Origin of the sequence: Bacillus salacetis, from assembly GCF_049177075.1 — a bacterium.
Classification (GTDB): domain Bacteria; phylum Bacillota; class Bacilli; order Bacillales; family Bacillaceae_B; genus Rossellomorea; species Rossellomorea salacetis_A.
Genome location: NZ_CP185377.1, coordinates 2,499,710 through 2,525,124 on the forward strand (window position 1 = coordinate 2,499,710; position 25,415 = coordinate 2,525,124).

Genomic DNA, 25,415 nt, shown 5'->3' on the forward strand with positions numbered 1-25,415 from the left:
AACAAATGTACTAGGTTTGAGACATAAAAAACAATCCTCCGTTTCTGAAGGATTGCTCTCCCATTACATTTTAATCTCTTCACTTCGCGAGGAAACCAACACTTTCCCTTTTCCCTTCATTTTAATTTTTCTGCTGTAGAAACTGTGAAGGAGCATTCCGAGAACAATGATGAAAAGACCTGCCATTGCCAATCCATCCGGGAACGGTGATGATAACAGGACAACCTCCCCGATAATGACGAACAGGACTTGGGTGGATTGTGTCGCCTCGACAGCAGCAAGTTTTGCCTGGCTCTCCCGCACCCTATCAGTTGCAATGAAGAATAAGGTTGTAGCTATCACTCCTGAACAGATTGCAACTATGAAGGCCTGAAGAACTTGATCGAAATTCGGCGCCCCCACTTGAACGAACCCGATTCCCCCAACAATCATCCAGAATGGAATGGTCGCCAATGTCATACCCAGCACCCTTTGGAAAGTATCGAGCCTGCCACCGCATACTTCCATCATCTTTCGGTTCCCAAGCGGATAAGCGAATGCAGCAAGTAAAACAGGAAGTATCCCGGCCAGCAGCATTTGCATGGTAATCTGATTTGATTGCTGCCCCTGAATAAGTAGTACGCCGGATAAAATCAACACTGATATCAGCAAGGCTTTTAGAGGAATTCTTTGCCTGACCTTCAAAACACCCATTTCCGATTGCCTGGTTTCAAAAAAGAGCGGTCCGAGGAGGACACCTGCAACAATTGTCAGCTGCCAAGTACCTGCAACGAGCCAGCCTGGTCCATAAGCAGCAGCATAGGTCAAAGGGGCATAAAATAAAACAAATCCAACGAAACTCCAACTCAGCCATTGTAAAGGATGCTTTACCATCTCCAGGAAAAGTTGTTTGAGATTCTTCCTTGCCAGCACAATGATGAACAAAAATGGCACCATAAAGAAAAATCTTAACGAGGAACTCCAAAGCCAGCTTCCCCCTGAAAGTTCCATGGACCGGTTCAGGATGAAGGTTACAGCAAAAAACATCGAAGCCAGAATACCAATAAAGATTTCCCTCATACGAACACCACACATTTTTTATGAATTTTTAGATAATTATAATATATGTCAGACAGGAATGAAATTGCTTTTTAATTAGGAAGCCAAAAAGGTATTGTCCTCCTACTCAGCATTTGTATGATTAGAAAGAGACTCGGCCAGATAGCGAAAAGTATGAGGTTCCCTGCAGAGACGCTCAACTCGTTCTTCCCAAGTATATAGCTGATTTGGCTGAATGAATTTTTCTAGAAGTTCTTGAAAAAACGCAGGATTGCCATATGGACTTTCCATATTAAATTTTTCAAGAATCATTTCACGAATTGACAATGCAACGTTATAATCCTGAAAGAAAACAGGATTTTCAATATAAAACATTTCACTGGCAGGATGAAACGTTTCACCTTCTTCACCAAATACTTCAAAATAAGTTTCCTCTGCTATTTTTTTGAAATCTCTATCAGAATTTTTATATAATTTAAATTCTACCAAGCTATAATAGTGATTCATGCTGAGCAGCTTAATGTCTGTTAATTGCTTAAGTTCATTTAAACTTTGAATCATTTCTTGATCAAATTGAAAAGCTGCATTAAGAAACCGGTGATCCGTTACAATAGTCTGAAACAGTTCTGCAATCCCCTCTGCAGCAATACTTGAATAGAACCGGTACATTTCAGGATATTCGAATGAACTGAAATAACCATCAAGCGCATGGCCCATCTCATGGATGGCAGACAAATAGACCGAGTAGGAGTCTCTCTTACTAACGACCAACTTGATTTCTTCTGGAGAGATATTTATACAGAAACCCCCGTAAGGGATATCATGGATTTCTGCTGAAAAAGGCATATTGTCAGCATCGACTTTGAGGCTCTCCATTATCCCTTTTAGGACAGTGTTCAGCCTGTTCGATGGAAAGAGGCTTCCATCAAGTTGATGGTAGTTAAATACAGAATAGTATTGATCATACTGGTGAATGACTTTCCACTCGAATTTGTCTTTAATTCTGTTCTTCCAGTCTTGGGATGATTTTCCTGAAGATTCAAGCAGAGTTGCCAATTCAGCAGAATATCGATCAAAATCCAAACCTTTTAGATGGCATTTGAAGTAAAAGTAATTTTCAAACCCGGCTTGTTTTGCCAACTCGTTTCGCTGTTTGATTAAATCGCGGAACCGTTCCTCATGATTCCTCCCTATTCCTACAGCACCGCACAATAGATTCTTACGCATATCCCGGTCAGGATTTTCCATGATATTGGAGTGAATGGCTCCAAGTGTGTAGTCCTTTCCATTAATCTTGACACTGCTTTCCAGCAGGCTTTTTTGCAATTTTTGCTGAAGCCTGGTTATTTGAGGCGAGCTGTCGAGTTTTTCCGCTTCCATCCGGGATAATAGGACACTTAATCTTCTGCTCCAAATCTTATCGGTTCTGAAAACTTGTTTCCAATAGGACATCATTTCTTTATAGTATTTGTTTGTCATTATTTCATGTTTAGTTTTTTGAATCTCATTTAATCGGGTGCTCTGTTTTCCACTGGTATACATATCGTAATAGAGCCTTTCTTCCTCCTGATATAGTAAGTCCAGGCGTCTAATCTCTTCTTCATATGCATTCTTCCATGCGGTCTTATCTGTTATTTCAAGCATTCTCTCGAAATTCACTTTCAAATTCTCCTCCCATCTGTTTATGGCTTCATAAATTTAGCTGATCAGTCGTCTGCCGGCTCTGTTAAACAGAGGAACCGTTCTACATCCAACACCAGAAAATCTATCGCCCTCTGCCAGAAGGAGGAGTCCTTTAAGTCAACGCCAAGATGCTCCTGCGCTAACTCCTCCACAGGCATAAATCCGGATTCTTGAAGAAATGCGGAAAAAGCTTCAGGTTTTAGAATGTCATTTTCTAAAAGGCTGCATAAGCCAGCAGAAAACAAATAACCAAAACAATATTGATAATTATAAAATGGTTTATCCGTCAGCCAGAACAAATTATTGCTTATCCATTCAGTTTGGGTATAACTATTTAATGAATCCTGGTAAACAAATTTTTGTTTCTCTTCCATCAGTTCATTCAGTTGACTGTGATTCAACTGCCCATCCTTCGCCTTTTCATACAACTCCTTCAAAAAGAGGAAATGAACAAAAGGCTTATGAAGATAAGTGATCATTGTTTTGATTTTTTCATCCAGAAGAAAAACTTCTTCCTCTATACTTTTGGTTTGACTGACCATCCTCTTTGACACGATCATTTCTGAGAAGGTTGATGCTGTTTCCGCAATAGTCAGAGGGAGGTCCTGCAGAGGAACAGATTGAACAGAAAGCAAGGAACTATGATACCCGTGACCTAGTTCGTGAGCCAGTGTGGAAAGACTTTGAAAATCATTGTTGTACCTCAACATGATTCTGGATTGTTTGGATATTGGAAAATAACAATGAAACTGAATAAACGATTTCCCATCTCTATTTTCTGCATCAACCCAGCCGTTGTTAATGGCATTCTTTACATAAGCGCCCATATCAGAACTGAAATCACTCAGAATTTCAATGATACCATTCACTGCTTTTTCATAAGGAATTATCGGCGGCTGATCTGAAAATAAATTGGCAAGAAGATCCACTTCACTTAATGAATCCATATCTATTAGAACCGCCTTCCTTTTAAAGTAAGGAGTAAATTTATGCAAGTTTGATTCAAAGGTTTCTTTCATTGCGAGTAAAGCTTCTTCTGTTAATCGGTTCCTTTCCAATGCTCCTGTCAGTACACTTTTTTGTCCCCTCAGCTCCTGCAAAGTAACATTGGTCCTTACAATCTCATTGATAGCTTGTGAATATATTTTCAGATCATCTTGAATCTGCTCGTCAAAATTGTTCCTGATACCTTTCCTCGTTTGGGGGTCTGGATGGGAAGTAAACATTAAATGAAGAGCCCTCGGTCCGTTAATGATTTGTTTTTTTCCATTGATTTTTATTGAAAATTGAATATCTCTTATCAATGTCTGACGCAAACGTGCCCATGACCTTACTCCTGGTTGAGCCAACCCTTCAATAACATTTTCAATTTGGATAGGCAGCCTGCCTTGGGCATGCTCCCTCATTTCTTCTATAAAGCAGGCCATAGATTTTGATTCTGACTTTGCTATAACTTGCTTTACTTCAATATTGTCCATACCCGAAATCAACCGTCTGACTTCTATCAAAAGAAGTGATAAATCATCCTTCATACTTCTTAAATTCATAAGTAACACTGCCACTTCTTCCTTTGAGGTATCTTCTCTAGATAAACATGTGGCATAAGCAAAAACTTCATCAATTTCAGCTTTAATACTGCTGTAAGAATGAATAATTGACAAATGTTTTCCGTTAACATCATTTGTTTCCTTGCTGCTCAGCTTAGCTAGTAAATCAGTGACTTTGGTTTTCAACTTTTCAATGTATTTCCTTGAAAAACATTTGGCAGCTTGCAGTGAAGCCAGATCCCATTGTTGGTAAGTACACATTCATTTTCCTCCAGTGTTAAAAGCAGAGATGTTAGGAAGAAATACAATGACCAACAAACCCAGTAAAAAAGGGACCATCCTATTTACGATGGTCCCTTAAAGAAAAAAGTGAAATATTATTAGAATGCAAAAGGAAAAGGAGTGAGTGTAATCATCGTATTGTTCTCTGCTTTTAATTTAATTTTTATCAGCATAATGACTACCTCCTCTATTTCAAATTTCCTAACATTTATATTATATTATATTATAATTTTTAGAAAAATCAATAAATATTGACATCATTTCTAAATACATCCAATTATCCATCCATATTTCTTTGATATTCAGAAGAATGCTTCTGCATTCTGATCAGCGTTTCCACCCAGTCCGTTTTATTGATGGTCTTATCGGGACCAAGAAATGTTCCGCTTTCTTTTTTCCAATTACTACTGGTTCCATGAATGTGGCGGATGATGCGAAGTGTATCCTCCTGAAGTGCTAATTTTTCATGATCACCCATTTCTTTAAAGAGCAGCTCCAAACGCTGTTCCATAAACCGTGAGGAATTATGCGTGGTGCCATGCAGCTCACCTGCCCCCTCCAAATTTAACCCTCTGGCTAAGTTTTCAACCTGAAGGCTTTTCATTCTGAGCATTTCCAGGGACTCCTGGATTTCATTTAAAGAAACTCTAGTTATCTCTTTATCTGCCAGGGCATTTTCCGTCACAAAGTGAATTGTCTGGACTTGCAGGTCGAGCATTTCCAGCCGCTCATTTAGCTGTTTGTTCAAATAACTTTCCATCTTTTGATTATCCCTGAATTGAATTCCTGCAAAAACAAGAACTGCAATGAGTAAAGCAATCAAAATGGCCATTCTTTTGTTCTTCAAAGCGTACCTCCGAGTTTGTTAAAAATGAACGAAAACTTATCACAGAAACCATTATACTCGGAACTACAGGAATCAGCACTAATTCAGAATAAAAGCAATTTACAAAATCTGCTGATCGACTTCAGTCAACTGAAAGCTATCACCTTAAAAATTCCGTTACGACTCTGGTAAACTCCTCAGGTGTTTCATAATGAGGGGTATGTCCGCAATTTTCCACTGTGTAAACACTGCCGTTCTCTGTTTCTTGGAAAACTTCCACTTGTCTCTCGCAAGGGGCTGGATCACTATCCCCTTTCAAAAGGAGCATTTCATGCGGCAAGGCCTTTAAGTTTGGAAGCAAGGACTTGAAGATCATTCCCTCTTCTCTTAATCTATCGTAGTGAACGTCGGAACGATCATAGAAAGACTCCCATTCTTCATCTGAGTAATAAGAATAGTCAACCCCTGAATGGAGGTCATGCCTATATATCTTCATTCTTTCTTCTTCAAGCAAATCACTGAAATCCATATACTTTTCCGTCAGTTCACGGATCGTAACAGTTTTATGAGTATCCGCCAATGCAAGGCAGCCCTTTGCTGCTTCCTGTTTCCCTGCTTCATTTAAGAGAGCTGCTGTCTTTCTCAGCAGACTTCGGGAAGTCAATTCAAAATCGAATGTCGGTCCTTCAAAAACTATCTTATGTATGGAGTCTGGATATTCTGCTGCATATAAAACACTCAGAAATCCACCAAATGAATGCCCTATCAATGACCATTTGGAAATATTCAGTTTTTTCCTTAGGGCTTCACAGTCTTCTATAATGTCCATCAACCCAAAATTTTCATCCGGGCCAATTCCTTCCGAACGGCAAACTCCTCTTTGGTCAATGGCAATTACCATGAAATTTTCTGCTAGTTTTTCAGCCTGTGCAACAGAAAAGTCATAACAGCTCTCCCCTGGACCTCCATGCAAATATAAAATTGCATCCTTCTCAGCAGAGCCATAAATTTCAACATATAAACCTTTTCCTCTAATGTTTATCAATTCACCTTGTTTCATCTTCTCCCTCTTTCTTTTATGTAATCCAGTCTCTTCTTAATAAGGAATAGCTAAAATGATCGTGATATTCCCCTCTATATAAATGCTTCTCCCTGTATATACCTTCTTTTACAAAACCCAACGATTCCAGAAGTGTAGAAGACCTCTTATTTTCTAAAGCTGTAAATGCATTAATTCGATTAAGACCCATATTTTGAAAACCGCTATGGATTGCTGAAATAAGAGTTTCCTTCATATACCCTTTCCCCCAAAATTCGACCTCTAGATCGAATCCGATTTCAGCAATATTATTAAAAGTATCCCAGGAATCAAAACCACAAGTCCCTAATGGCAACTGATCCTTTTTTCTAATGATAATCCAACGGTTATTCCCAGTTTCTTCAGGACTCTGGTTCCAGCTGATAAATTCTTTAGCGTCATCCAATGAGGTATATATTTCTTCATCATATAGAAACCTACAAACCTCTTGATTGCTGTACAACTTAAAGATGAAATCTCTATCACTGGACACAACATTTCTTAGAAGCAATCTTTCTGTTTCTAATTCTGGAAAGTTCAGTTCAACATCATTCATTTGTTTTCACTTCCTCTGTTACTGAAGTTAGATGTATTCTGATTTTAACACGAATTATTCCTCTTTTGGGATTAAATGGGTATATTATCAAAAACCTCCGCTTTCTATTACGAAGGTTCCTTTTTACTATTCTTCTTTCTTGAACAATCCGGCTATTAATCCAGCCACTCCAAATTCCCCTTCTGCCTTCTCAATCTCCTTCATTGGACGTATTTCAATCGGAGAAAACTTTCCAAAGATTGTTTTTAGTTTTTCTTCGGAGTAACCCAATCCGCCTTTCATGCTCTTGTAACGGTACACATCCCAATCCGATATTCTGGCTCCCCCCAGCGGTCCATCTTCTATAAAAGAGGTTAACGCAAAATACCCGCCGGGTTTCAATGCCCTTTCAACCAAGTCGATATAGCTCATCCGCCTGTGAGGAGGAATATGATGAAAACACCCTGAGTCATATACTACGTCATAGGATCGCTCTTCAAACTCCAAATGAAATATATTTCCTTGGATAAAATTGATATCAAGCTTTTTGTATTCAGACCGTTCCTTAGCCCATTTGATGCCTTGCTCTGAAGAATCAACGGCATCAACTGAGAATCCCTTCTCTGCAAGGTAGATCGCATTTCTTCCGGGTCCACACCCCAACTCCAATACCCTTCCGCTCTTTATCATTCCTTTGGTTACGTATTCTACTAGATTTTCATCAGGCAAGTCTTCAAAGAAAGGCACCGGTTTGTCCCTGTCAGTATAAAAGGCATCCCAGTCAAATGTCCTCTGCTCCTGAAGCAGCACATCCAGCATTTCCAATACATCTTTATTGCTCCTGATTAATTCTTTCATTTTATCCATCCCCGCTTTCTTTTAACTTCTCTTCTATTTTACTAAAAGGGACTGAAATCCTTGTTACAGCAGCATTAAGCCTTCAATATATTGATAGTCTCAGAAGAGTTTTCCTCTCTTCTTAATTTCGCTCATAAACGGCTGGAGACCCTCATTTTCTGGAAAAAAACTCCTTAAGGAAGTATATTATTCATCAGTTTCATCTCTCTGTATTAAGCAAAATAAGACCTTTCAAATGTAGAGTTTTAAACAGTATCCCTAAATATTGTTACAAATGTTTCAATTTGATTACATAAAGATCTTCATCAGCCTTGAGTTGGATGAATTTTCCTAAATTTCAGGTTATACTTGCCTCGTGGAACAGAAGAACAAAATAATAGGGGGTTGGAAAATTGGAACAAATAATAAGTAAGAACTGGGATTTAGAATCTATATATTCAGGAGGCAGTGATTCACAGGAATTGAAAGATTTTATGAATCAGCTTTCTCTTTCTATTAAAGAGCTTCACTCTGAGATAGGCGCCATAATGAATAAGAAGGATTTTTCCGTAAATAACATGGTGGATGTATTCCGAACCATTCAGACTGTGATGGATGGAACATTCCAAGTGGATGAGTTTTTAATTTGTTTCTCTTCCGATAACGTGGACGATCAATCATCTGCAGGGCTGGTCAACAAAAGTTCCAGACTAAGAAGTGATTTCGAGATTTTATTAGGTGATCTCGACCGACTGCTCACTGAACTTCCAGAGGATATCTGGAATTCCCTTATTCAGAATGAAGAAGTCAAGACCTACCGCTTTTTCCTTGAGGAAAGAAAACAGCGGGCAAATGATAAACTCCCTGCTCACTTGGAAAGAGTGATCCAGAACCTTTCAGTCAATGGATTCTCCGGATGGGAAAACCATTATGATCAACAAATTGCAAAGCTCAGAGTCAAGGTAGAGAAAGACGGGGAAATCAAAAATATGACGGTTGGTGAGGCGTTTTATGAAGTACTCTTTTCTTCCGACCGCGCCTACAAGCAGAAAATAATGAATGCCTATGAGGAAGCATGTGAAAACAATGCAGATACTTACGCTTCGATTATCAATCATATCGCCGGATTCCGTCTTGACATTTATGAACAGCGTGGATGGGACAATGTTTTAAAAGAAGCACTCGAGCAGAATCGAATTGAACAAAGCACCTTGAATGCGATGCTTGCCGCCATCAATTCCAACCAGGGCGCCATCCAGCGTTTCTTAGAAAGAAAAGCCGAACTTCTAAAGCTTGAAAAGTTGGAATGGTATGATATTCCCGGTAATACCTTTACTTCTGAAAAAAAGGTTTCTTATGAAGAAGCTGTAAAAATCATTGCTGATCAGTTCCATGATTTCAGTGAAAATATGGGAACCCTTGCTGAAAAAGCATTCCAAGAGAGATGGATTGAAGCTGAAGATCGTTCCAATAAAGCAAACGGAGCCTTTTGTGCTTCTCTGCCTCTGGAAAAAGAAAGCCGGATCCTGATGACCTTCAGGGGCAGTTACCTGGACGTCATCACACTCGCTCATGAACTTGGCCACGCCTACCACAACTACATCCTTGATGAAGAACCTGCATTTGCCCGTGAAAAAGGGACCAGCGTTGCAGAGACGGCTTCAACTTTCTGTGAAAACCTTGTGCTGGATGCAGCCATTGCAAAGGCAGAAGACAAGACAGAGAAATTATCATTGCTCGAGTCCAAGATTACAGCAGGTTTATCCTACCTCTTGATGGTTCCATCCAGATTCCAATTTGAACAAAGATTTTACGCAAAGAGAAAAGAAGGATCGATTAGCAGCCAGGAGATAACAGTGATGGTTGCCGAAGCTGAAAGAGAAGTATATGGAGAGCATGTTAAGAGTGTCCATCAACACAGCTGGATCACTACTTCGCATTTCTACAGTACAGAAAAGGCTTTTTATAATATCCCTTATACCATTGGGTATCTTTTCAGCAACGGAGTTTATTCTCTTGCCAAAAACCAAGGGAAATCATTTGCAGCCCAGTATGATGAGCTTTTGAGAAATTCCGGCAGGATGACAGTTGAACAGCTTGCCACAACATATCTAAATCAGGATCTCCATGAAGAGGCTTTCTGGCAGGCAGCGATACAGCCTGTTATTGAAGCAATTGAGGAATATATCGAACTGACAGAAGACCTACTATAATATCAACAGCGCCGGCAACAAGTGTTTCCGGCGCTGTTTGTTTTAATTCAATTAGCCTTATATTCAATCTTGTCTTTTATATAATCAGCATCCTGGACGGAAATACTGAAATACTCAACCTCATCCCAGCTTTCTCCTGACCTTCTGGCAATAATCCCTCCGTCTTCACGAAACCAGATCCGGGAATCGATCAGACCTGTAAATTGCTTGGGACTTGTTATGGAGATAAACACATCGGGCTTTCCCAAATCAACATCAGTCATTGCGACTTCCTCTTTATTCATATAGATCATCATGAAATTATCTACTGCGGCCTGATCCTCTGTGTTTTTAATGACCTTCTCAAAATTGATGACATCCGGGCGGCCGCTGTCCTGATAACCCACTCTGATTTCTCGTGAGGCCCCTTCTTCAAATACATATTTACCAGTAAAGAATCCACCTGAAAAGATTATCAAAATGGCCAGGGCCAACTGCCACTTTTTCATTATCTCACCTTCCTTCGCTGATCCCCTAATCACTTGGCATGGTCGCCTCTTTAGTGTTGACAACTTTCCAAGTAAGAATGGTCGTACTGTCTCTTACATCATTTTCACGGATACTTTTCAAAAGTTGTTCAACCCCAGCTTGAACCGGCACTCCCTCAAAGGCAGAAAAAACTTCTTCAGGCCGTTCATAATGTGTGCCGGGGCACTCTGTCAGTCCATCTGTTGTCATCAAAATTTGGTTAACACCCTGCCTAAGCTCTTTAATTCCCGTACTATAGCATGGGAAAGATTTATTAAACGTACTTTCCTGACCCACCCATTCAAAAAAGCTGCGGTGATTCTGCTGATACTCTCCAAGTCTTGAAAGCTCAGGATGGCAGAGATGAAGGATACAGTCTCCTACCGAAAACCATGAGAGGAAATTTTCTTTTCTGATGACAAAAAGGCATGCGGTCTCCCCCTTGATCGTTCGGCATGCCTCTTGAAAGGACTCTCCTTCAAATGTATTCAATATCAATTCATTGATTTGCCGGAAGGCCGCCTGACACTCCAGGTCAAGAAAAGTAAGGATCCTCTCTTTCCGGGAATGGATTTCCTCTATCACCAATTCGGCACTCTCGGCGGTGTTATGAGCATCAAGTATGATGGCAAACTCCCAATCTTTTTCCTCATCCACCCATAACAGACAACCATCTTCATTCTTATATTGACCAGCAGAAGAGTTTCCGCCAAAGTGTCCGACAAGAACTTTTCCGATATTCCTTGTATGTATTTCATCTACAAAATGACAATCACTGCCTGTCCATTTATATTCTTTCAACATGATTTTCCCTCATAATTTATATTTGTTTTAATTGGCCTCATTTCAATTTCATAAGGACAATCTTTCTATACATTCCCTTTAGCATGACTGGCTCGTCCTTCTCTACTGATAGCTCATCTTTCATGTTACCTAACAAATCAGTGTGATCCAGGCCGATATCCGTACCGAGAATCCTGATGACCTGCCGAAGGATTTTTTTACTAATAGAAGAGGGTTTCTGGTTGGAAGAAAACTTGTCAAATACAAATATCGTCCCGCCATTTCTTAATACCCGGTGCGTTTCCTGAAGGCATGCCAGCGGATTCGGTACAACCGAAAGAACAAGGCTGCAAACGATAAAATCAAAGGAACCATGAGGGAAATCCAAATCTTGAGCATCCATTTGCAGGAACTCCACGTTTGAATCCCTGAACTTATCCCTGGCTTTTTGCAGCATATCACTGGAGTAATCAATGGCAGTGATTTCTAATGTTCTATCATCAAAAAATTCAATGTCTGCACCTGTTCCGGTACCGACGAATAAAACTCTGCTCCCCTCAGGCAAATCTATTTCCGCAAAAACTTTCTTTCTTGCGGAGAGAAACAATCCTCGGTTAAAAAATAAATCATAAAAAGGAGACCAGATTTTATAAATGAATTTATTCCATTTATTGTTCATTTTGAACACCTTCTGCATTCACAAAGTTATTTCATACAAGGAATGCTTCCCATAAATATTTGCGACACCTTTTAAACGATACTGGCGTTGATAATAGTGATTCAAGCCTTCATTGTTATTCAGGCAATCAAAACGGATATACTTTTTCCCTCGGCGGCTTACATCCTCTTTTGCCCATTCCATTAATGCATCTCCAATTCCCCTGCCGGCATATTCACGGTTGACTACTAACCTGTGAAGGTAGACGCAATCATTTTGAGACGCATCTTCTCCCCATACATCCATATCCCATTCGTTTGGATCTTCTTCCAGAGTAAACGTGGCGACTGCTTTCGCATCTTCTTGGAGAAGGTATGTACTTCGTTTAGTTATGGATTCTATAATCTCATCCAAATTTCCTTCTAAATCGGTTATATAATAATCCCATTGTGTTGTCCCCTTGGTCTTGAGCCACCGGGCAGCGTCCACAAGCAAGCTGATTACTTTATCCATATCACCATCCCCGGCTTTCTTTAAAGTAAAAACTTGTCCATTAATATGAAGATTCATCCTTTCTCCTCCTTTTAAAAAGTGAGGGACAGTCTCCTGCTACTTTAAAGTAACAGGGGACTGTCCTTACATGTACTGGCTATCTGAACATAATCTCTTTAAGAGGGTTGATTGAACGTGAGAGTTCCTCGTCTCCAAACAGCAGGATGGTCGGTCTGAGAGTATAAGTTTCTCCGCTGGAAGCTGACCATTCTTCTGTTGAAGCTGCAACGAACACTTCCTGATTCATATAAAGCTCAGACAGCTTGCGGGAGGCAGAATGAATCAAGGTCATTTTCCCATTCAACTCTTCAGACCCGACTGTCACGTAGTCTGTATCACCCAGCACGAATTCTTCTATTCCGGCATAATAGTATTCTACTACTCCTTCTGAAGGCACCTTGGCATAGCATGATGTAAGAGCTTCAGCCGGTTTAAAGAATGCCTCCAAATCGATCAGTTCTTGATTAAAAGTACGACCTGAGTTTTGAAGAACTTCCCCATAACAAGCCAATATAGGAACTTCCGGCAGAGTGAGAGCATATTGTTTCAAAGTAATGCCTTTCATCGTCTCATGTTCAGTAAACTCCGTCATTAGACAAAGGCCTGACCATGTATGCCCATTCTGGTCTACTCTGGTAACCTGCTTAACGGTAGTTTTTTCTTTCATCATTGAATAGGCGCTGACATTCTGGAAGAAGTATCGAATACCTCCGCCCCATGGGTTCCACCAAGCTTTTGGGCCGGCTTCTGGATATTGATTGTGCAGGAATTCTTGGCCGTTTATCATCAATGAATAGACTCCAGGGTAATATCCCGGTGCTGCTTTAAACGAAAGGATACCATTATCAACAGACCAATTACCGCTGTTTTCTTCCACATTTACTATTTCACGGCCTTTAACCAGCTGAATGGTTTCCATTTCTGCTTTTTGACCAGAAGTATGGAAACTTCCCTTGATTCTCTTTACTCCTGGAGAGTTGTGCTCAACCTGAAGGTCAATGTTTGTCACTTCATCCTCTTTCTTTGCATACCGTTCATATGTTTCACCTTCACTGTTCAATCTTAAGCTGCCATGAACATAAGGAGAGAGCATAGACCGGAAAGTGTAGTCCACCGTTTCACCGGCAGAAGAAACGAAATCTCCTCCTGAAGATTGAAGAGCATACAACGGGAGTTCTTTTAGGTCAGGTGCTTCTGCACCTTCTGTAAATTCACGCCACTGTCTCCATGTTCGGGAAGTATTTATTCCTACAGCTATTGGTCCGATGCAGATTTCTTCCTGAGGTTTTACTGTATCAAGCTTATACTCAATGCCGAAACGCCAATCATCTTTTCTTCCAACCGCCTCTGCCGGCCAGGATAACCCTGTTGTATCTCCTTGATTCCCTGAAATGAACAGCCAGTTCTCATTAATGTCTTTATCTTTTATATAATCAAAGAATGGGATGGATGCCTCATTCCCAATCATCACCCCATCTTTTTGGGGAAGTGCCATTCCTTTTAACTCCGGATAAACAGGCTGAAGGAGAAACACATCCTTTTCCGCCTCTGGTCCCTTGTTGATGACCTCATGATTCATTTCAATCAGGCCATCACCAAAAAGTTTTAAGTAAGTATTCAGTTTAAGTGATGGAAAAGCATCTGAATCCAGTGTTGTTTTAATAACGAGTCCCTCGACAAGTTCAATGAACTCCACATTGGAAGCTTCCTTTTTTGAAAACTCCTCACTGAATGGTTTTCCCAACTTTGGGGAAAAGAAAGTCAAAGCTTCCCCAGAGGAATATATTGACCCCATTTTCACAATATGATTCCGCTTTTCCACTTCCACATAGAATGGTCCATTATAACCAAACCAATACTCTTCGGTTTCTCCGCCGAATTTACTTCCATAACCCGGAAAAGCCAAAGCCAGCTTTGTTTGAAACTTCATGGAATCCTGATCTTTTGGAGAAACAGTGACTTCTACTTCTTCTGATAAAAACCCGTTTTTCAAAAGTTTGACAGGAATCGGAAAAGAAGCTTTTTCTTTCCCTTTAATTACGGCCGTTACTTCTTTTCTCTCCCATTTCAGAACGGGATTATCCGGCAAACGGACACTGAATGTACATTCTACATCCAACTGGCTTTCAATATCCAGATGGACCAGCCCCGTTTGTCTTGCCCTCCAATTCCTTCTGGTGGAACGAACAAATATTTTTCCAGCCTGTTTCGGGAAGATCCCCACATTCAGCGGGAATTCAAAACCATTTATCTTTACGTTAGAACTTACTCCAGGATGTGTCTTCCAAGGGCTGGGTTCACGACCAGGCGTGGATACCCTTACTGGAAAATCCCCTGACCATTCATCTTTCACGGTAACAGAATGATTGAATGAATGGTCAACCGTTTCATCGACTTTGCCTGAAAGGGAAACAGAGTATGGCTTGCCTGTCTTATTCACAATTTTATAGGTGACCGGGTGTTTTTCATTTTCCAGAAGCTTAAATCCCGGCAAGTCTACTTCCAGAAGCAGGTCCTGGGTTTCAATGAGGCGTATGCCTCTTCCCGTACGTTCGATTTGTACTCTGACAAACTCATTACCAGCTTGCCATTTGTACTCGAAATACGTATGGTCATTTTCTTTGATTCCATCGGGTTTCACTTCGATCTCCCTCTGGCTCGTCGTATACCAATCATGCTTTTCAAAGAAAGGACGAAGCCATTCAATTTGCATGACAAGCGGTATAAAGTTCATTAGATGAGTACTATCATCTCTTTCCTCCCAAAAGAATCCGCATTTCTTGTAAAGAGGAACCGCTTTCGTGTTGCCTGCCCATGTAAACAAGTCAAGACGGGGCCACTTCAGTTCAATTGTCTTTTCCAAGGCTCTCAGCACAAGCTGCTTGCCGATTTTCAGTCCTTGATAGCCTGGATGGACATTCAGTAATGGAATATATAATGCCCCTTTATCTTCACGGTATTGTGACAGCCCGCAGTACCCAACAACCTCTTCCCCTGCCAAAGCTAGGAATAAATGGAGATTAGTAGAATTGGCCTCTTTTTCTATGACATCCTGTTCCGTCGTTACAACGGAATCCCCTCCCCAGTTTTCCCGGCTTTCATTCCACATCTTTGCAATGCCTTTAGCAAGACCTTCGTGGTATTCCACAATCTTCACTTGTTCTGCTGTTGTTTTCATAAAATCCCCCTGAGCTACGTTTTTATTGATCTTACCTCATTTTTTTTGCTTACCTGAATAATATTGATGAATTTAATCATGTTCATCTCCTCCTTTCAAAAAATAGGCTGGAAAACTTTACTGCGGCACCCACAGTTTAGAGGGTTATGTTCCATAAGTAAAGAACATTCCGATTAAACAGTAAATTCCCTATTTTTTTATAAACAAGAGAACGATAGAAATCTAAAAAATCAAGAAGATAAGCAACTTCTTGATTTCAAAGCGCTAGAGTTTCCCCTTCTTTATCCAAGACACTAACTGGACGCTGCCGAATACTGAAACAAAAAGCAAGCTTAAAATCGCCATGGTCCAAATAGATAGGCGATGAATTTCAGCCAGCCCCTCAGCATTCAACACAACAAAAAATACAACGCCAATGAGCATCAGATAACAGAAAATATTTAAACCAACCCATGCCGCCCGTAATTTAAAATGAACCTTCATTGACCCGTACCTCAGCATTCTTGTAATAAATGAGATTATCTGTCCACTCGCCAAATTCTTGAATGAATGCCTTCCTGACACACTCGAAATCCATTCCTACACTCTTAGCTAAATGAATGGACGCTTGGTTATCAAGATTAATATGTGCCTCGATTCGATGATATTCCAACTGAGAGAATGCCAGTTTCAAAGCTAAGGAAACAGCTTCTTTTCCATATCCAGCACCCCAGTACTGGTTATGAATGGTGTAGCCGATTCTTCCCCATTGGAATTCATTCCTTGCCAGTGTTGAAAAATCAACCATGCCCAGGTGTTCACCATTCTTGTTGTTAAAAACACCGAAAATATAGGCGGTATCCTCCACAGCCAGATTTTGATGCTTCTTAACAAGTGAAGCAAACCATTGCTCTGTACAGTCGCTCATATCCAGTCTCCCTGGATCATGTCTATGGTGTGAAGGCAGTCTCTCATTGAATCCTCGGTACCATGAGGAATAATCCCCGTTAGTTAAAGGCCTGACAGACAGCCTTTCAGTTTCTGCTTTATATGTAAATGAATCCATCCCTGCTTCCAACCTTTCCTATAAAAATAGTGAGTACCCGATGACCCCCATCAGTCCAAATCCGCAGAGGACAACACCTAAAAAGATCAATGTCTTCAAATACTCCTTTGACCCTTTCAGAAACTTCCACTGCATGTAAGATTGAAAACCAAGGATAAGGATAGCAAATGACATCCAATAAATATTCATCGCCTGACGGGAATCAGGCATTTGCTGGACTTTATTCAGCATGACAAGAGCAATGAGAAGAATCACGCCTCTTCCCCACCGGTCAAGCAACTTACCGTCTGTATCTGATATTTTCCGCTTGTCTTTTCCAAGCCACATTGTCAGCAGTCTTTCTATTAACCAAAAAACAACCGCAGTAATGACTATAAAACTAATAAACTTCATATTCTTTCACCCTCTTTATGACGAGGCAAAAAGGGAAATTGTTTCAAAATTTGAGATTTAGTTGATTTATCATCAAAAAAAGGACCTCCAATTGGAATAGCCCTTCTCCAAACTATATTTCTACTCTTGTAAAATCAGATTTTTTAATTTCCCGGACTTCCACTTGTTCCGCTATAGATGCCTTCCGTTTAAATTTCCTGGAATAATAGGAATAGCCGGAAGTCGCCTGTACATATCCTTCAATCATGAGCGCAACAGCAAACATTGTGGCTGCAAAGAACAAGATTGGTGTCAGCGGTACCCAAGGCGCCCCTTGCAGATAACGAAATGTATCCCCAATCAATCCCGACCATTCCAATGTCATTGATTTAGGAGGGTCGTTTACCAGCTGGTAGTCCACATCGGTACCACCTAAAAACAGTTTCAGTAAACCCAGATGAATAAAAATGATTAACGTCTGCATTACCTGTTGTCCAAAGAGAATCACCAGCTTCTCCCTGATTGCGGGAAGAATATGTTTAATCATAATCCTGAACTTCCTCGCTCCCAAAGCTTGTGCACTGGTGATGAATTCACTTTTATAAACCTGGGCGATTTCATTGCCCAAGAGCGAGGATATAATCGGTACGACCAATAACGTCAAGACTATGGTCTCAATGACGAGACGTTCCCCCATAGAAGTTGAGAAGCCCTCATAAGGTTCCCATAAAACCGGATAAAGCAGAAAATAAGCCAGAATCGATAACGGTATATAATGAAAAGATTCCACTGTCCCATTAAAATATTTCCTGTATCTTTGCAGGTATACTCCCAAGAAAAAGCCCAATGGAAGAGAAATGAAGACACGCAGAAAAGCTACAACCAATGCTGCCAGGATGGTATATTTTGCCCCAATGATCACTTTTCCCAGCATATCAAGACCAAGAGGATCCGTCCCGAAAGGATAAGTCCATTTTGGCGAAATCGGTGCAGATTCAACCGGCACACTATCCACAGAGATATAGTAAAGTTTCCGTACTTCATTACCCCATAGAAAACTGTAGGCAAAACTGAAAATAAGCAGAGCAGCTATAAAAATAAAACCTGAAAGGAAAAAAGGATGTTTCCATACGCTCCTTTTCATTACAGTTCCTCCCCTCTGTTTGCTTTTTTAGAAAGAACCTGCTCCCCAATATTATAAAAAAGGAATAAAGGAATAAAGATTGATAAGATAGCGAGCACAAATAATGAAGGCTGCATAGTAGACATCAAGAACCTTGTAATTCCAGGTATATTGAAGAGAAGCTCTATGACAAATAAATTGGACAGCATGAGCCAAACCGTCTTTTTAGATTGAAAGAAAACACTGATAATGGCATTGCGCAAGACGTGAGATATGAGTATGAGCAGCTTTCCTACGCCAATCGACCTCGCCAATAGTACATAGTCTTTCTGCATTTCAAATTCGAACGAAACAATAGTCACCCTAAAAAGCTGAATCGAAGGCAGAATTGCAAGGATGAGGATCGGAAGAAGATAAGCTTTATCGTCATAGGTGGATGCGGTATTGAAAAGCAGGATGCCCGATTCTTTATAAACGTAAATAATCGCGAGCTGCGATCCCATAATTATGAGAAGATCGGGTATGGATTCCAGTAAATAAAAGGTGAGTTTTATACGGTTCCGCACCCGTTCCGAAAATAGCATCGAAATCAACGTCAGAATCAACGCAATGAATACAGCTATAAAGAACGAGACAAAAAGTACAGTCAATGAATAGAAAACCGGATCGAATAGGTAGGGAAACAAGTCCCTTTCCTTCTGTCCCCCGATGACTGTATATTTGATGGCACCTGGATGCATAAAGGCATATAGAATTTCTTCAATATCCTTCAGATAGTGATCGAAATGGAGCCTACGTTCATTTAGCCCAGCCAGCAGGGAAGGCAGACCGCCAGCAAGGATGATTCCCACTATGGAAATAAAAAAGAAGATTAACCTTTGAACGATTTTCATTTTGCCCACTCCTTTACGGCATGTTGCTCTTTAGGCTGCCGAACATCATTTTATTAGCATTTAAATTGCCTTTTGCCGCATCTCCGTACAAACGGATCCCGGTATAGAGTTCCTTTTCAATAAGATAATGGTAAACACCATTCACCTGGGGGCTGCTGTATAGATTCTCACCTTTGGGTCCTATTACTTCTTGTATGCTCTTGCTTTGCAGATGAGGAAATAATTCCAGCATTACTATATAATCTTCTTGTTTGTCAGGAACATGGAAGGTTCCAATAAAAGAACCTGCACGATCTATTTGAATTTCCTTCTCATCAATGATGGTTTCGCTCTCAATTTTTATTAATTTCAATTGAATAATCGATCCTTCCGGAAGAGAACTTTGTCCCTTAATCACTGCTTTGTCAGCCAGTCTCCTGGTCTGTCCTTGGATAACATCATGGTTCTCATAGAAGTCAGCATCCTTGTCACTCTGCGGATTGCTGACAATAAAGCTCCCCACAACAGGAGCCAGAATCAATAAAGTACATAAAATGGCAAGATTATGCCTCAGAGAGTGAAAATACTTGTCTTTCCAGCCCCGCCGGTTAGCCTTCCTCCACACTGTTTCAAATTCAATTGACGTGTCTTCACTTTTATCTACTTCCTTGAAAAGTTTGCGGAGATTTTCATCCTTCAACCGTATCCCCTCCATCCCTGACAAACTTTCTGATTCCCTGCCTGCGAAGTTGGTTCAGCGCTGTATGCAGCCTGGATTTAGCCGTTCCCTCGGGGATCCTTAGTATCCCTGCTGATTCCTTCAAAGTAAATCCGAGATAAAAATGCAGAATGAGAATCTCCCTGCTTTTAAGAGAAAGCTTCTTCACAGATTCCCATAGCTCTTTCACATCTTCACTCTTCATAAAGGTATCTTCAATGGAATTGATTCGATCATCGCCAATGGAATCAGTTAAAAATGAAAAAGTATTAATCCATTTCTGCTTTCTCATAACCGACCTTGTCACATTCATGGTGATCGTATAAATCCAGGGCTTCAGCGGGCGTTTACTATCATAGGTATGATACTTAGTCAGGACCCTGATGAATGTCTCCTGGGTAATATCATCAGCCAAGCTTCTCGACTTAGTCAGCAATAACGCCGTCCTGTAGACATAGTCTTTATATTCAGTAAATAAATCCTCAGCTTCTGATTCACTAAGTTGCAGACTCATAGAATCCCCCTTCTCCATCCCTTTATCGTAATTACTTCAAAAACAGAAAAATGGTTCGGTTTATTTTACAATTTATTTTGGATGTATGATTTTCATAGCTTCGGTCTCTTTTCCTTATTCTCTCATTCTAGAACAAAATCCAGTTTTTGAAAATTTTGGGGTGGATTCGGATGGCATTAGTTAGGGGAGTGTACAGCAAGGGAATTAAGTGTAAGCTGGGACGGAATCACTTTGAGGACATTATTTTGACTTCTGACTTCTTTTGATGACGGCATAGACCCTCTTTGAGGACATCATTTTCTTTTTCTCAGCTTTTGATGTACCCCGCCTCCCTGGAGCCATCTACTGGTTTGTTAATGAAATGCAAAACAACAAAAAAAGAGAACTGCCTTTACAGGAGTTCCCAGCGCTTAGTCAAACAGTACAAAGCTTCATTTCATATAAACATCACCAAGCAGTAATTTATCATTGAGACTTTCAACCAATTCATCAGCTTGGTCAATGTAAATCAACGCTTTTGAAACTGGCTTCTTAATACCGAAATACCCTTTGGATAGGATAGGCTCATTAAAGATGATTTCATATTGGAGAGGATCGGTCATTCCAAAGATCTTTGTCCAGACCCTCGGAAAAGCGGTCACATGGAATCCGTCTGGATGAATGATGCCTCCTTTTGCATCATATTGGATTGAAGCTCTTTCTATCCTGTCGATATCTGAAATATGAAAATGAAGTTCTCTTCTTGCTCCAATTTTCATTTGAACAAAATTATTCCGGATCGTAACAGGGGTATTCCTTACCCAATTATAATCGCCTAATATATAAAAAATGCTATAGAGATGAAGACCTGAAAAGGCATACGCGATCGCTGGATCTTCCTTCCGCAAATAAATGTGAAAGGCGGCCATTTCGATCACCTGTTCATGCAGGAGGGCTACGAACAACCAAAAGTAACTTGTGTTCTTGTGCAATTGAAAAGTATCAGGGCTGTCAATATGACGCGTTTTCCATTTGAATAGAGAGTAATAAACTACTTTCCATTCTTTTTGTACAACAGCAATGAGTGGGTTCTCATCCATTTTCCCCTGCTTATATCGGATAAAAAGAAAAATGATGAACCCTTCTAACAGAACAACCATGATTATTAAGGAAACGATCATCCTTGTCTCCATACAATTCCCCCCAGCCTCTCTCTTCTTTTCTTAAGAGTATCCAAGGAAGGCCTTCTTGTAAATAATTCCAGCAAGATATACACAAAGTCGTAACAACTAAAAATACCCCGGCATAAAAGTCCCCCGGGGTATTTAAACATTGAAATGAAATTTTAGTCTGAAGAAATTAATTCATTCTTTATACGTTTGGCAGCTCCCTCTTTAAATTGAAGATAGTACATATCCTCAATATAAACTGGTTTCAATTCTTCCTGGATGGCAACGGTCTCAAGGGAATTAATTTTAGTAGCTTTCAGCTCCCCAATGATTGTTTCCAACTCTTCATTGGTTTCTGCGTTCCTCAATATGATATCAGCACTGTCAGCAGGCAGGTGGGTCAGCATGTTTGTGAGGACAGCTGCAGATAACTTCAGCCTATCCCGTTCATTCCATGTGCTTTCTGAATCATTTGAAGTAGAGCGTGCCGAGAGAAGAGCTACTGCTTCCTTTCCATCAAGGTAGTTAGGTCCTTCCTCAATTTTTACTTGTTTTCCTTCAAGTGTAAGCAATGTTTCATCCTCATCCAAGTTAAATGAAGTTTCTTCCAAGGTATTCAGCATCTTCGCAAATTCTTCCGATTTTAAAGCCACATAGTAATCTATCGGCATATCCAATGCTTGGGAAACGGATTCCTTGACCGAATCAGCACCATTCCCGTCGGCATATACATGGGTCAACTTATCTTGGCTTTCTTTCTTTCCCTCTGAGTTACTAAGAGGAACAAGGGTTTCAGAAGGAATGGAACTTAACTTGATGCTTCCCTTTTTACTGTTGTAAGTGATGAGCAGATGCAGGTTTGTTCTGTTATTTTCACCTTTCAAAAGAAACAGGACGGATTTTTGTTGATTTTCTACAGCTGTCTGCTTGTCAGAATGGTCGGCAGTTTGACTGATTCCTCCCCCGATAAATGAGTACGCAAGGACAACTGAAAGTGCCAGAAGTACGGCCATTGCCATCAAAGGTGCCGCCCGGTGGCTGATAGTTTGGATAAAACCGGTTCTCCTCTTCCTTTGCTCGTCTTCGATCTTTTGAAATACTTTATTCCTATCCTCTTTTGTAAAGGAGAGGTCGGTATCATGAAACTCATTCAATGATTTTTCCAAATCTTTATCATTCATATACTTCGGCCTCCTCCAATTTAATCTTTAACCTCTGCTTTGCTCTTCTCAATCGGGTCTTGACGGTATTTATCCCAAGCTCTGTCACCTCAGCCACTTCTTCAATGTTCAGAGAATCAAAATAATAGAGATATATCACTTCTCTGTATTTTTTGGGCAGCGACAACACAATATCTTTTATTTCCTGATTCTTGGCATCCTTCAGGACAGTTGATTCTGTTGAAGGAAGCAGGGACTTAGTATTTTCCTGTATATAGTCCATGACTTGAACTTTTTTATGGTTCCAGCTCTTTAAGTGGTCTTTGCATTCATTGATGGTGATCCGATACAGCCAGGTCTTCATCTTCGAATCTCCTCTGAAAGAGTCCAGCTTTTTATAACATTTCACGAAAGAATTCTGTGTAATATCTTTTGCGAGTTCAACATCTTTCACATAGGAATAGGCAAGTCTGACCAACTCATCTCCATACTCTGTCATGATTTCTTCCAGTAACAAATTTCGTTTGCTTTTCTCCATGCTGCAGCTCCCTTTTCCCCTCACCTGTCTATGAATTTCTTATTTGACGAGTTACCCGGTATAAAAAGTTTCATTTCTTAATAAATTTCTAAAGTTTCCCACCTCTTCTGGTGGTCTGATTTCAACCATAACAAAAAAGCCCCCTGCCATAGAGAAGGGCTCCTGACGGCAGCTATTCTTTTATCTTACTTTATTATTTCAAATTCTAATGATGAACACAATAAAAAAAGGGACGATTTATCCCTTCGAATCGGCCCTTTTTCTTGTTACTGAACAGATAAAATATCGCAACACTTATTTATCCAGTATCAGATGCTCTTTAAGTGTCTGCTGAAGTGTTCCTTTGGTCGCCACCTGGTTGTCAAAAGAAACTCCTGCATTGATCATTTTTCTGACTAATTCCACCCTCAGTCCTGTAAGAACAGCCTTACAGCCCATCATTTGTATTCCGTTCAATATTTTTTCAAATTGGACGATAACATCCAATTCCATCTCGGCCATACCTGATAAATCAATGATAAGGGTTTGGATCCTTAAGTTGTTGATTTCCATTAATACTTTTTCTTCCAATGTGTGCACACGGTATGTATCCACCATTCCAATAAGAGGAAGCACGGCAATTGAGCTGTCTATAGGAATGATAGGAACGGATAAATTTTCAACAAGTTTCCTCTGTGACATCAACTGCTGATCCTTATAATCAGAATAGCTGATGAAGAAAGTGTTCAGGAACTGATCGACTCGGTCATTGATCCTTTTTTCCAGGTCAAAGAATTTTTTCCCGGAAAATCCTTTCTCCGCATTCAACAGATCATATTGATATAGAAAATACCACAAGGTCCTTCTTATAGCATGAACCCATTCCAGCTTGAAAGCCAGTGTGAGGGAATGCTGCGCCCAGGCGATCCCTTCTATCTTTGCAAAATCTATCAATTCATCCTCCCTGTTCTCTGCGATAAAGAGAGCAAGCTTCTCTGCATTTTTTAAAAGGTCTATATTTCCTTTTTCTAATATATCATTGATTTTGTTTCTGACGTTTACAGCCTCAGAAAGTAGTTTTTCTTTAAAGTTCATCCTGTTAGCACTAATGAATTCTGATATTTCTTCTTTATTTATAAATTCTGCACTCATAAAGAATACACTCCTTTAGCTAGTTTGAATATTAAATTAGTTCGATTTCTGGAATTAAAAATCCTTCATTAATCAAGAAAAAGCTATTCTTTTTTTGAATACTTGTATGAATTAGTCCTTTAGCTGCTTGTAAACAGAAAAAACTTTTTATGTATAAATGATTGCTGCATTTTATAAGTACTTATCCCATCAATAAATAAGCAGCTTACACCTCCCCCTTTAAAACTCCGCCTATATATACCCTGATTATAAAATTATTAATCCTTATTATACAATTTTTTTTTGAATCTACTATAAAGAGAAGAGATCACAGATCTATCGGCTTAAAACAGTAAAATAAATTAGCAGAAATCTTGCCTAAATTAATAAGGCAGCAAGGGCAAGCCTCACTGCTCGGTTTCTTCATATTCCTTCAAGAGTTGTGAAAATGCGTTCAAAAAATCGGCCGGTGCATAAACTTGATAAGCTGAATACTCCTCACCATTTACTGAGTAGGTTCTCCGGGTGCTGCTTCCATCAGCAAAGCCTATATTTTCCCCATGCTTTCCATAAATACTCTGCACCTCTTCATTCTGGCGTTCCGGCCGGAAGGTAACAGTGACCTTTCCATACTTAAACTGATCCTTCCGAATGACAGTGATATAAAATTCTCCTTGAGGACCGGTAACCACATCTTTCTCAAATAAAACAGGGCCTGTCGGTTCTGCCCCTTCCGAAATACCGCTGACACTAAAACCGGTTTCATCTTCATATTCCTGGAGAACAATGGTTAAAACTGCTCCTTCCTGCAAGTTTGATTTCCCTTTCAGTTTCAAATGGGTACTGCCTTCGATCATTCCCCCGATATCAATGGCTGTATTGATTCTGCCATCTTCAGTAGTAGTATCTTGAACCGAAATTGATTCAAGCTGTTCATCAACTGAAATAAATTCTACTTCCTCTTCTTCTTTTTCTTCTTCTGCTTCTTCTTCACTCTCAGGGAGTTCCTCAACATAGGAAAATTCCATTCTGCACCCTGTTAAAAGCAAAAGAAACACAACCACAGTAAATAACCAGAAGTTTTGGCTCATTCCTGCT

25 protein-coding genes are annotated in these 25,415 nt (G+C 40.1%); 1 reads left to right on the plus strand and 24 read right to left on the minus strand.

Features of this window, described 5'->3' with window-relative positions; all coding sequences use genetic code 11:
• Positions 1 to 63: 63 nt before the first annotated feature.
• From ACOJQI_RS13025 to ACOJQI_RS13055, 7 genes are all read right to left on the minus strand, one after another.
• A complete protein-coding gene (locus ACOJQI_RS13025; RefSeq protein WP_421378448.1) occupies positions 64 to 1,059 on the minus strand; it encodes a multidrug resistance efflux transporter family protein in 996 nt (331 codons plus the stop codon).
• A 102-nt stretch (positions 1,060 to 1,161) separates the two neighbouring features.
• Positions 1,162 to 2,697 carry a hypothetical protein gene (locus ACOJQI_RS13030; protein WP_421378450.1) on the minus strand — a complete coding sequence of 512 codons (1,536 nt, stop codon included), beginning with the start codon at positions 2,695 to 2,697 and terminating at the stop codon, positions 1,162 to 1,164.
• 47 nt (positions 2,698 to 2,744) lie between these two features.
• Entirely contained in the window at positions 2,745 to 4,529 is a 1,785-nt protein-coding gene (locus ACOJQI_RS13035; RefSeq protein WP_421378452.1) for a M3 family metallopeptidase, read from the minus strand.
• 298 nt (positions 4,530 to 4,827) lie between these two features.
• On the minus strand, positions 4,828 to 5,397 hold the full coding sequence (locus tag ACOJQI_RS13040) for a hypothetical protein (RefSeq protein WP_421378455.1): 570 nt from the start codon (positions 5,395 to 5,397) through the stop codon (positions 4,828 to 4,830).
• A 139-nt stretch (positions 5,398 to 5,536) separates the two neighbouring features.
• A complete protein-coding gene (locus ACOJQI_RS13045) occupies positions 5,537 to 6,436 on the minus strand; it encodes an alpha/beta fold hydrolase (RefSeq protein ID WP_421378457.1) in 900 nt (299 codons plus the stop codon).
• A gap of 16 nt (positions 6,437 to 6,452) precedes the next feature.
• Positions 6,453 to 7,010: a GNAT family N-acetyltransferase gene (locus tag ACOJQI_RS13050; protein ID WP_421378459.1), complete on the minus strand. Its 558-nt coding sequence runs from the start codon at positions 7,008 to 7,010 to the stop codon at positions 6,453 to 6,455.
• Between the two features lie 126 nt (positions 7,011 to 7,136).
• Positions 7,137 to 7,847: a methyltransferase domain-containing protein gene (locus ACOJQI_RS13055; RefSeq protein ID WP_421378461.1), complete on the minus strand. Its 711-nt coding sequence runs from the start codon at positions 7,845 to 7,847 to the stop codon at positions 7,137 to 7,139.
• Positions 7,848 to 8,239: 392 nt separating this feature from the next.
• On the opposite strand from ACOJQI_RS13055, the gene ACOJQI_RS13060 reads away from it, so the two are divergent.
• Complete coding sequence (locus ACOJQI_RS13060; RefSeq protein WP_421378463.1) at positions 8,240 to 10,039, plus strand: M3 family oligoendopeptidase; 1,800 nt, start codon at positions 8,240 to 8,242, stop codon at positions 10,037 to 10,039.
• Positions 10,040 to 10,086: 47 nt separating this feature from the next.
• On the opposite strand, the gene ACOJQI_RS13065 is transcribed toward ACOJQI_RS13060, so the two are convergent.
• The 17 genes from ACOJQI_RS13065 to ACOJQI_RS13145 form a co-directional block, all read right to left on the minus strand.
• Positions 10,087 to 10,527, minus strand: a complete 441-nt coding sequence (locus ACOJQI_RS13065; RefSeq protein WP_421378466.1) for a hypothetical protein — start codon at positions 10,525 to 10,527, stop codon at positions 10,087 to 10,089.
• A 25-nt stretch (positions 10,528 to 10,552) separates the two neighbouring features.
• Positions 10,553 to 11,350, minus strand: a complete 798-nt coding sequence (locus ACOJQI_RS13070) for a protein phosphatase 2C domain-containing protein (RefSeq protein ID WP_421378468.1) — start codon at positions 11,348 to 11,350, stop codon at positions 10,553 to 10,555.
• Between the two features lie 37 nt (positions 11,351 to 11,387).
• The gene (locus ACOJQI_RS13075; protein ID WP_421378470.1) at positions 11,388 to 12,008 is read right to left on the minus strand and encodes a class I SAM-dependent methyltransferase; all 621 of its coding nucleotides are present in this window, start codon (positions 12,006 to 12,008) and stop codon (positions 11,388 to 11,390) included.
• Between the two features lie 18 nt (positions 12,009 to 12,026).
• Positions 12,027 to 12,557 (minus strand): GNAT family N-acetyltransferase, encoded by a 531-nt coding sequence (locus ACOJQI_RS13080; RefSeq protein WP_421378472.1) that lies wholly within the window; start codon positions 12,555 to 12,557, stop codon positions 12,027 to 12,029.
• A 79-nt stretch (positions 12,558 to 12,636) separates the two neighbouring features.
• A complete protein-coding gene (locus ACOJQI_RS13085) occupies positions 12,637 to 15,717 on the minus strand; it encodes a GNAT family N-acetyltransferase (RefSeq protein ID WP_421378474.1) in 3,081 nt (1,026 codons plus the stop codon).
• 264 nt (positions 15,718 to 15,981) lie between these two features.
• Complete coding sequence (locus ACOJQI_RS13090; protein ID WP_421378476.1) at positions 15,982 to 16,200, minus strand: hypothetical protein; 219 nt, start codon at positions 16,198 to 16,200, stop codon at positions 15,982 to 15,984.
• Complete coding sequence (locus ACOJQI_RS13095) at positions 16,184 to 16,762, minus strand: GNAT family N-acetyltransferase (RefSeq protein ID WP_421378478.1); 579 nt, start codon at positions 16,760 to 16,762, stop codon at positions 16,184 to 16,186. Before ACOJQI_RS13095 ends, ACOJQI_RS13090 begins: the two co-directional genes overlap by 17 nt.
• Before the next feature lie 18 nt (positions 16,763 to 16,780).
• Entirely contained in the window at positions 16,781 to 17,155 is a 375-nt protein-coding gene (locus ACOJQI_RS13100) for a DUF4181 domain-containing protein (RefSeq protein ID WP_421378480.1), read from the minus strand.
• A gap of 112 nt (positions 17,156 to 17,267) precedes the next feature.
• Positions 17,268 to 18,278, minus strand: a complete 1,011-nt coding sequence (locus ACOJQI_RS13105) for an ABC transporter permease (protein WP_421378482.1) — start codon at positions 18,276 to 18,278, stop codon at positions 17,268 to 17,270.
• Entirely contained in the window at positions 18,278 to 19,150 is an 873-nt protein-coding gene (locus ACOJQI_RS13110) for an ABC transporter permease subunit (protein ID WP_421378484.1), read from the minus strand. The genes ACOJQI_RS13105 and ACOJQI_RS13110 overlap by 1 nt, the downstream gene beginning before the upstream one ends.
• Before the next feature lie 13 nt (positions 19,151 to 19,163).
• Positions 19,164 to 19,829, minus strand: coding sequence for a hypothetical protein (locus tag ACOJQI_RS13115; RefSeq protein WP_421378486.1), 666 nt, complete (start codon positions 19,827 to 19,829; stop codon positions 19,164 to 19,166).
• Complete coding sequence (locus tag ACOJQI_RS13120; protein WP_421378488.1) at positions 19,819 to 20,361, minus strand: RNA polymerase sigma factor; 543 nt, start codon at positions 20,359 to 20,361, stop codon at positions 19,819 to 19,821. Before ACOJQI_RS13120 ends, ACOJQI_RS13115 begins: the two co-directional genes overlap by 11 nt.
• Before the next feature lie 431 nt (positions 20,362 to 20,792).
• A complete protein-coding gene (locus ACOJQI_RS13125) occupies positions 20,793 to 21,533 on the minus strand; it encodes a hypothetical protein (RefSeq protein ID WP_421378490.1) in 741 nt (246 codons plus the stop codon).
• Between the two features lie 152 nt (positions 21,534 to 21,685).
• Positions 21,686 to 22,690: an LCP family protein gene (locus tag ACOJQI_RS13130; RefSeq protein WP_421378492.1), complete on the minus strand. Its 1,005-nt coding sequence runs from the start codon at positions 22,688 to 22,690 to the stop codon at positions 21,686 to 21,688.
• Positions 22,683 to 23,207: a sigma-70 family RNA polymerase sigma factor gene (locus ACOJQI_RS13135; RefSeq protein ID WP_421378494.1), complete on the minus strand. Its 525-nt coding sequence runs from the start codon at positions 23,205 to 23,207 to the stop codon at positions 22,683 to 22,685. Before ACOJQI_RS13135 ends, ACOJQI_RS13130 begins: the two co-directional genes overlap by 8 nt.
• A 294-nt stretch (positions 23,208 to 23,501) precedes the next feature.
• A complete protein-coding gene (locus ACOJQI_RS13140; RefSeq protein WP_421378497.1) occupies positions 23,502 to 24,338 on the minus strand; it encodes an STAS domain-containing protein in 837 nt (278 codons plus the stop codon).
• Positions 24,339 to 24,724: 386 nt separating this feature from the next.
• Positions 24,725 to 25,408 (minus strand): hypothetical protein, encoded by a 684-nt coding sequence (locus ACOJQI_RS13145; RefSeq protein ID WP_421378500.1) that lies wholly within the window; start codon positions 25,406 to 25,408, stop codon positions 24,725 to 24,727.
• Positions 25,409 to 25,415 lie beyond the last annotated feature (7 nt).

Coding starts and splice junctions, on each gene's coding strand:
- ACOJQI_RS13025 (WP_421378448.1), bottom strand. CDS start 1,059: ATGAGGGAAATCTTTATTGGTATTCTGGCTTCGATGTTTTTTGCTGTA.
- ACOJQI_RS13035 (WP_421378452.1), bottom strand. CDS start 4,529: ATGTGTACTTACCAACAATGGGATCTGGCTTCACTGCAAGCTGCCAAA.
- ACOJQI_RS13045 (WP_421378457.1), bottom strand. CDS start 6,436: ATGAAACAAGGTGAATTGATAAACATTAGAGGAAAAGGTTTATATGTT.
- ACOJQI_RS13050 (WP_421378459.1), bottom strand. CDS start 7,010: ATGAATGATGTTGAACTGAACTTTCCAGAATTAGAAACAGAAAGATTG.
- ACOJQI_RS13055 (WP_421378461.1), bottom strand. CDS start 7,847: ATGAAAGAATTAATCAGGAGCAATAAAGATGTATTGGAAATGCTGGAT.
- ACOJQI_RS13065 (WP_421378466.1), bottom strand. CDS start 10,527: ATGAAAAAGTGGCAGTTGGCCCTGGCCATTTTGATAATCTTTTCAGGT.
- ACOJQI_RS13070 (WP_421378468.1), bottom strand. CDS start 11,350: ATGTTGAAAGAATATAAATGGACAGGCAGTGATTGTCATTTTGTAGAT.
- ACOJQI_RS13075 (WP_421378470.1), bottom strand. CDS start 12,008: ATGAACAATAAATGGAATAAATTCATTTATAAAATCTGGTCTCCTTTT.
- ACOJQI_RS13080 (WP_421378472.1), bottom strand. CDS start 12,557: ATGAATCTTCATATTAATGGACAAGTTTTTACTTTAAAGAAAGCCGGG.
- ACOJQI_RS13085 (WP_421378474.1), bottom strand. CDS start 15,717: ATGAAAACAACAGCAGAACAAGTGAAGATTGTGGAATACCACGAAGGT.
- ACOJQI_RS13090 (WP_421378476.1), bottom strand. CDS start 16,200: ATGAAGGTTCATTTTAAATTACGGGCGGCATGGGTTGGTTTAAATATT.
- ACOJQI_RS13095 (WP_421378478.1), bottom strand. CDS start 16,762: ATGGATTCATTTACATATAAAGCAGAAACTGAAAGGCTGTCTGTCAGG.
- ACOJQI_RS13100 (WP_421378480.1), bottom strand. CDS start 17,155: ATGAAGTTTATTAGTTTTATAGTCATTACTGCGGTTGTTTTTTGGTTA.
- ACOJQI_RS13105 (WP_421378482.1), bottom strand. CDS start 18,278: ATGAAAAGGAGCGTATGGAAACATCCTTTTTTCCTTTCAGGTTTTATT.
- ACOJQI_RS13110 (WP_421378484.1), bottom strand. CDS start 19,150: ATGAAAATCGTTCAAAGGTTAATCTTCTTTTTTATTTCCATAGTGGGA.
- ACOJQI_RS13120 (WP_421378488.1), bottom strand. CDS start 20,361: ATGAGTCTGCAACTTAGTGAATCAGAAGCTGAGGATTTATTTACTGAA.
- ACOJQI_RS13125 (WP_421378490.1), bottom strand. CDS start 21,533: ATGGAGACAAGGATGATCGTTTCCTTAATAATCATGGTTGTTCTGTTA.
- ACOJQI_RS13130 (WP_421378492.1), bottom strand. CDS start 22,690: ATGAATGATAAAGATTTGGAAAAATCATTGAATGAGTTTCATGATACC.
- ACOJQI_RS13135 (WP_421378494.1), bottom strand. CDS start 23,207: ATGGAGAAAAGCAAACGAAATTTGTTACTGGAAGAAATCATGACAGAG.
- ACOJQI_RS13140 (WP_421378497.1), bottom strand. CDS start 24,338: ATGAGTGCAGAATTTATAAATAAAGAAGAAATATCAGAATTCATTAGT.
- ACOJQI_RS13145 (WP_421378500.1), bottom strand. CDS start 25,408: ATGAGCCAAAACTTCTGGTTATTTACTGTGGTTGTGTTTCTTTTGCTT.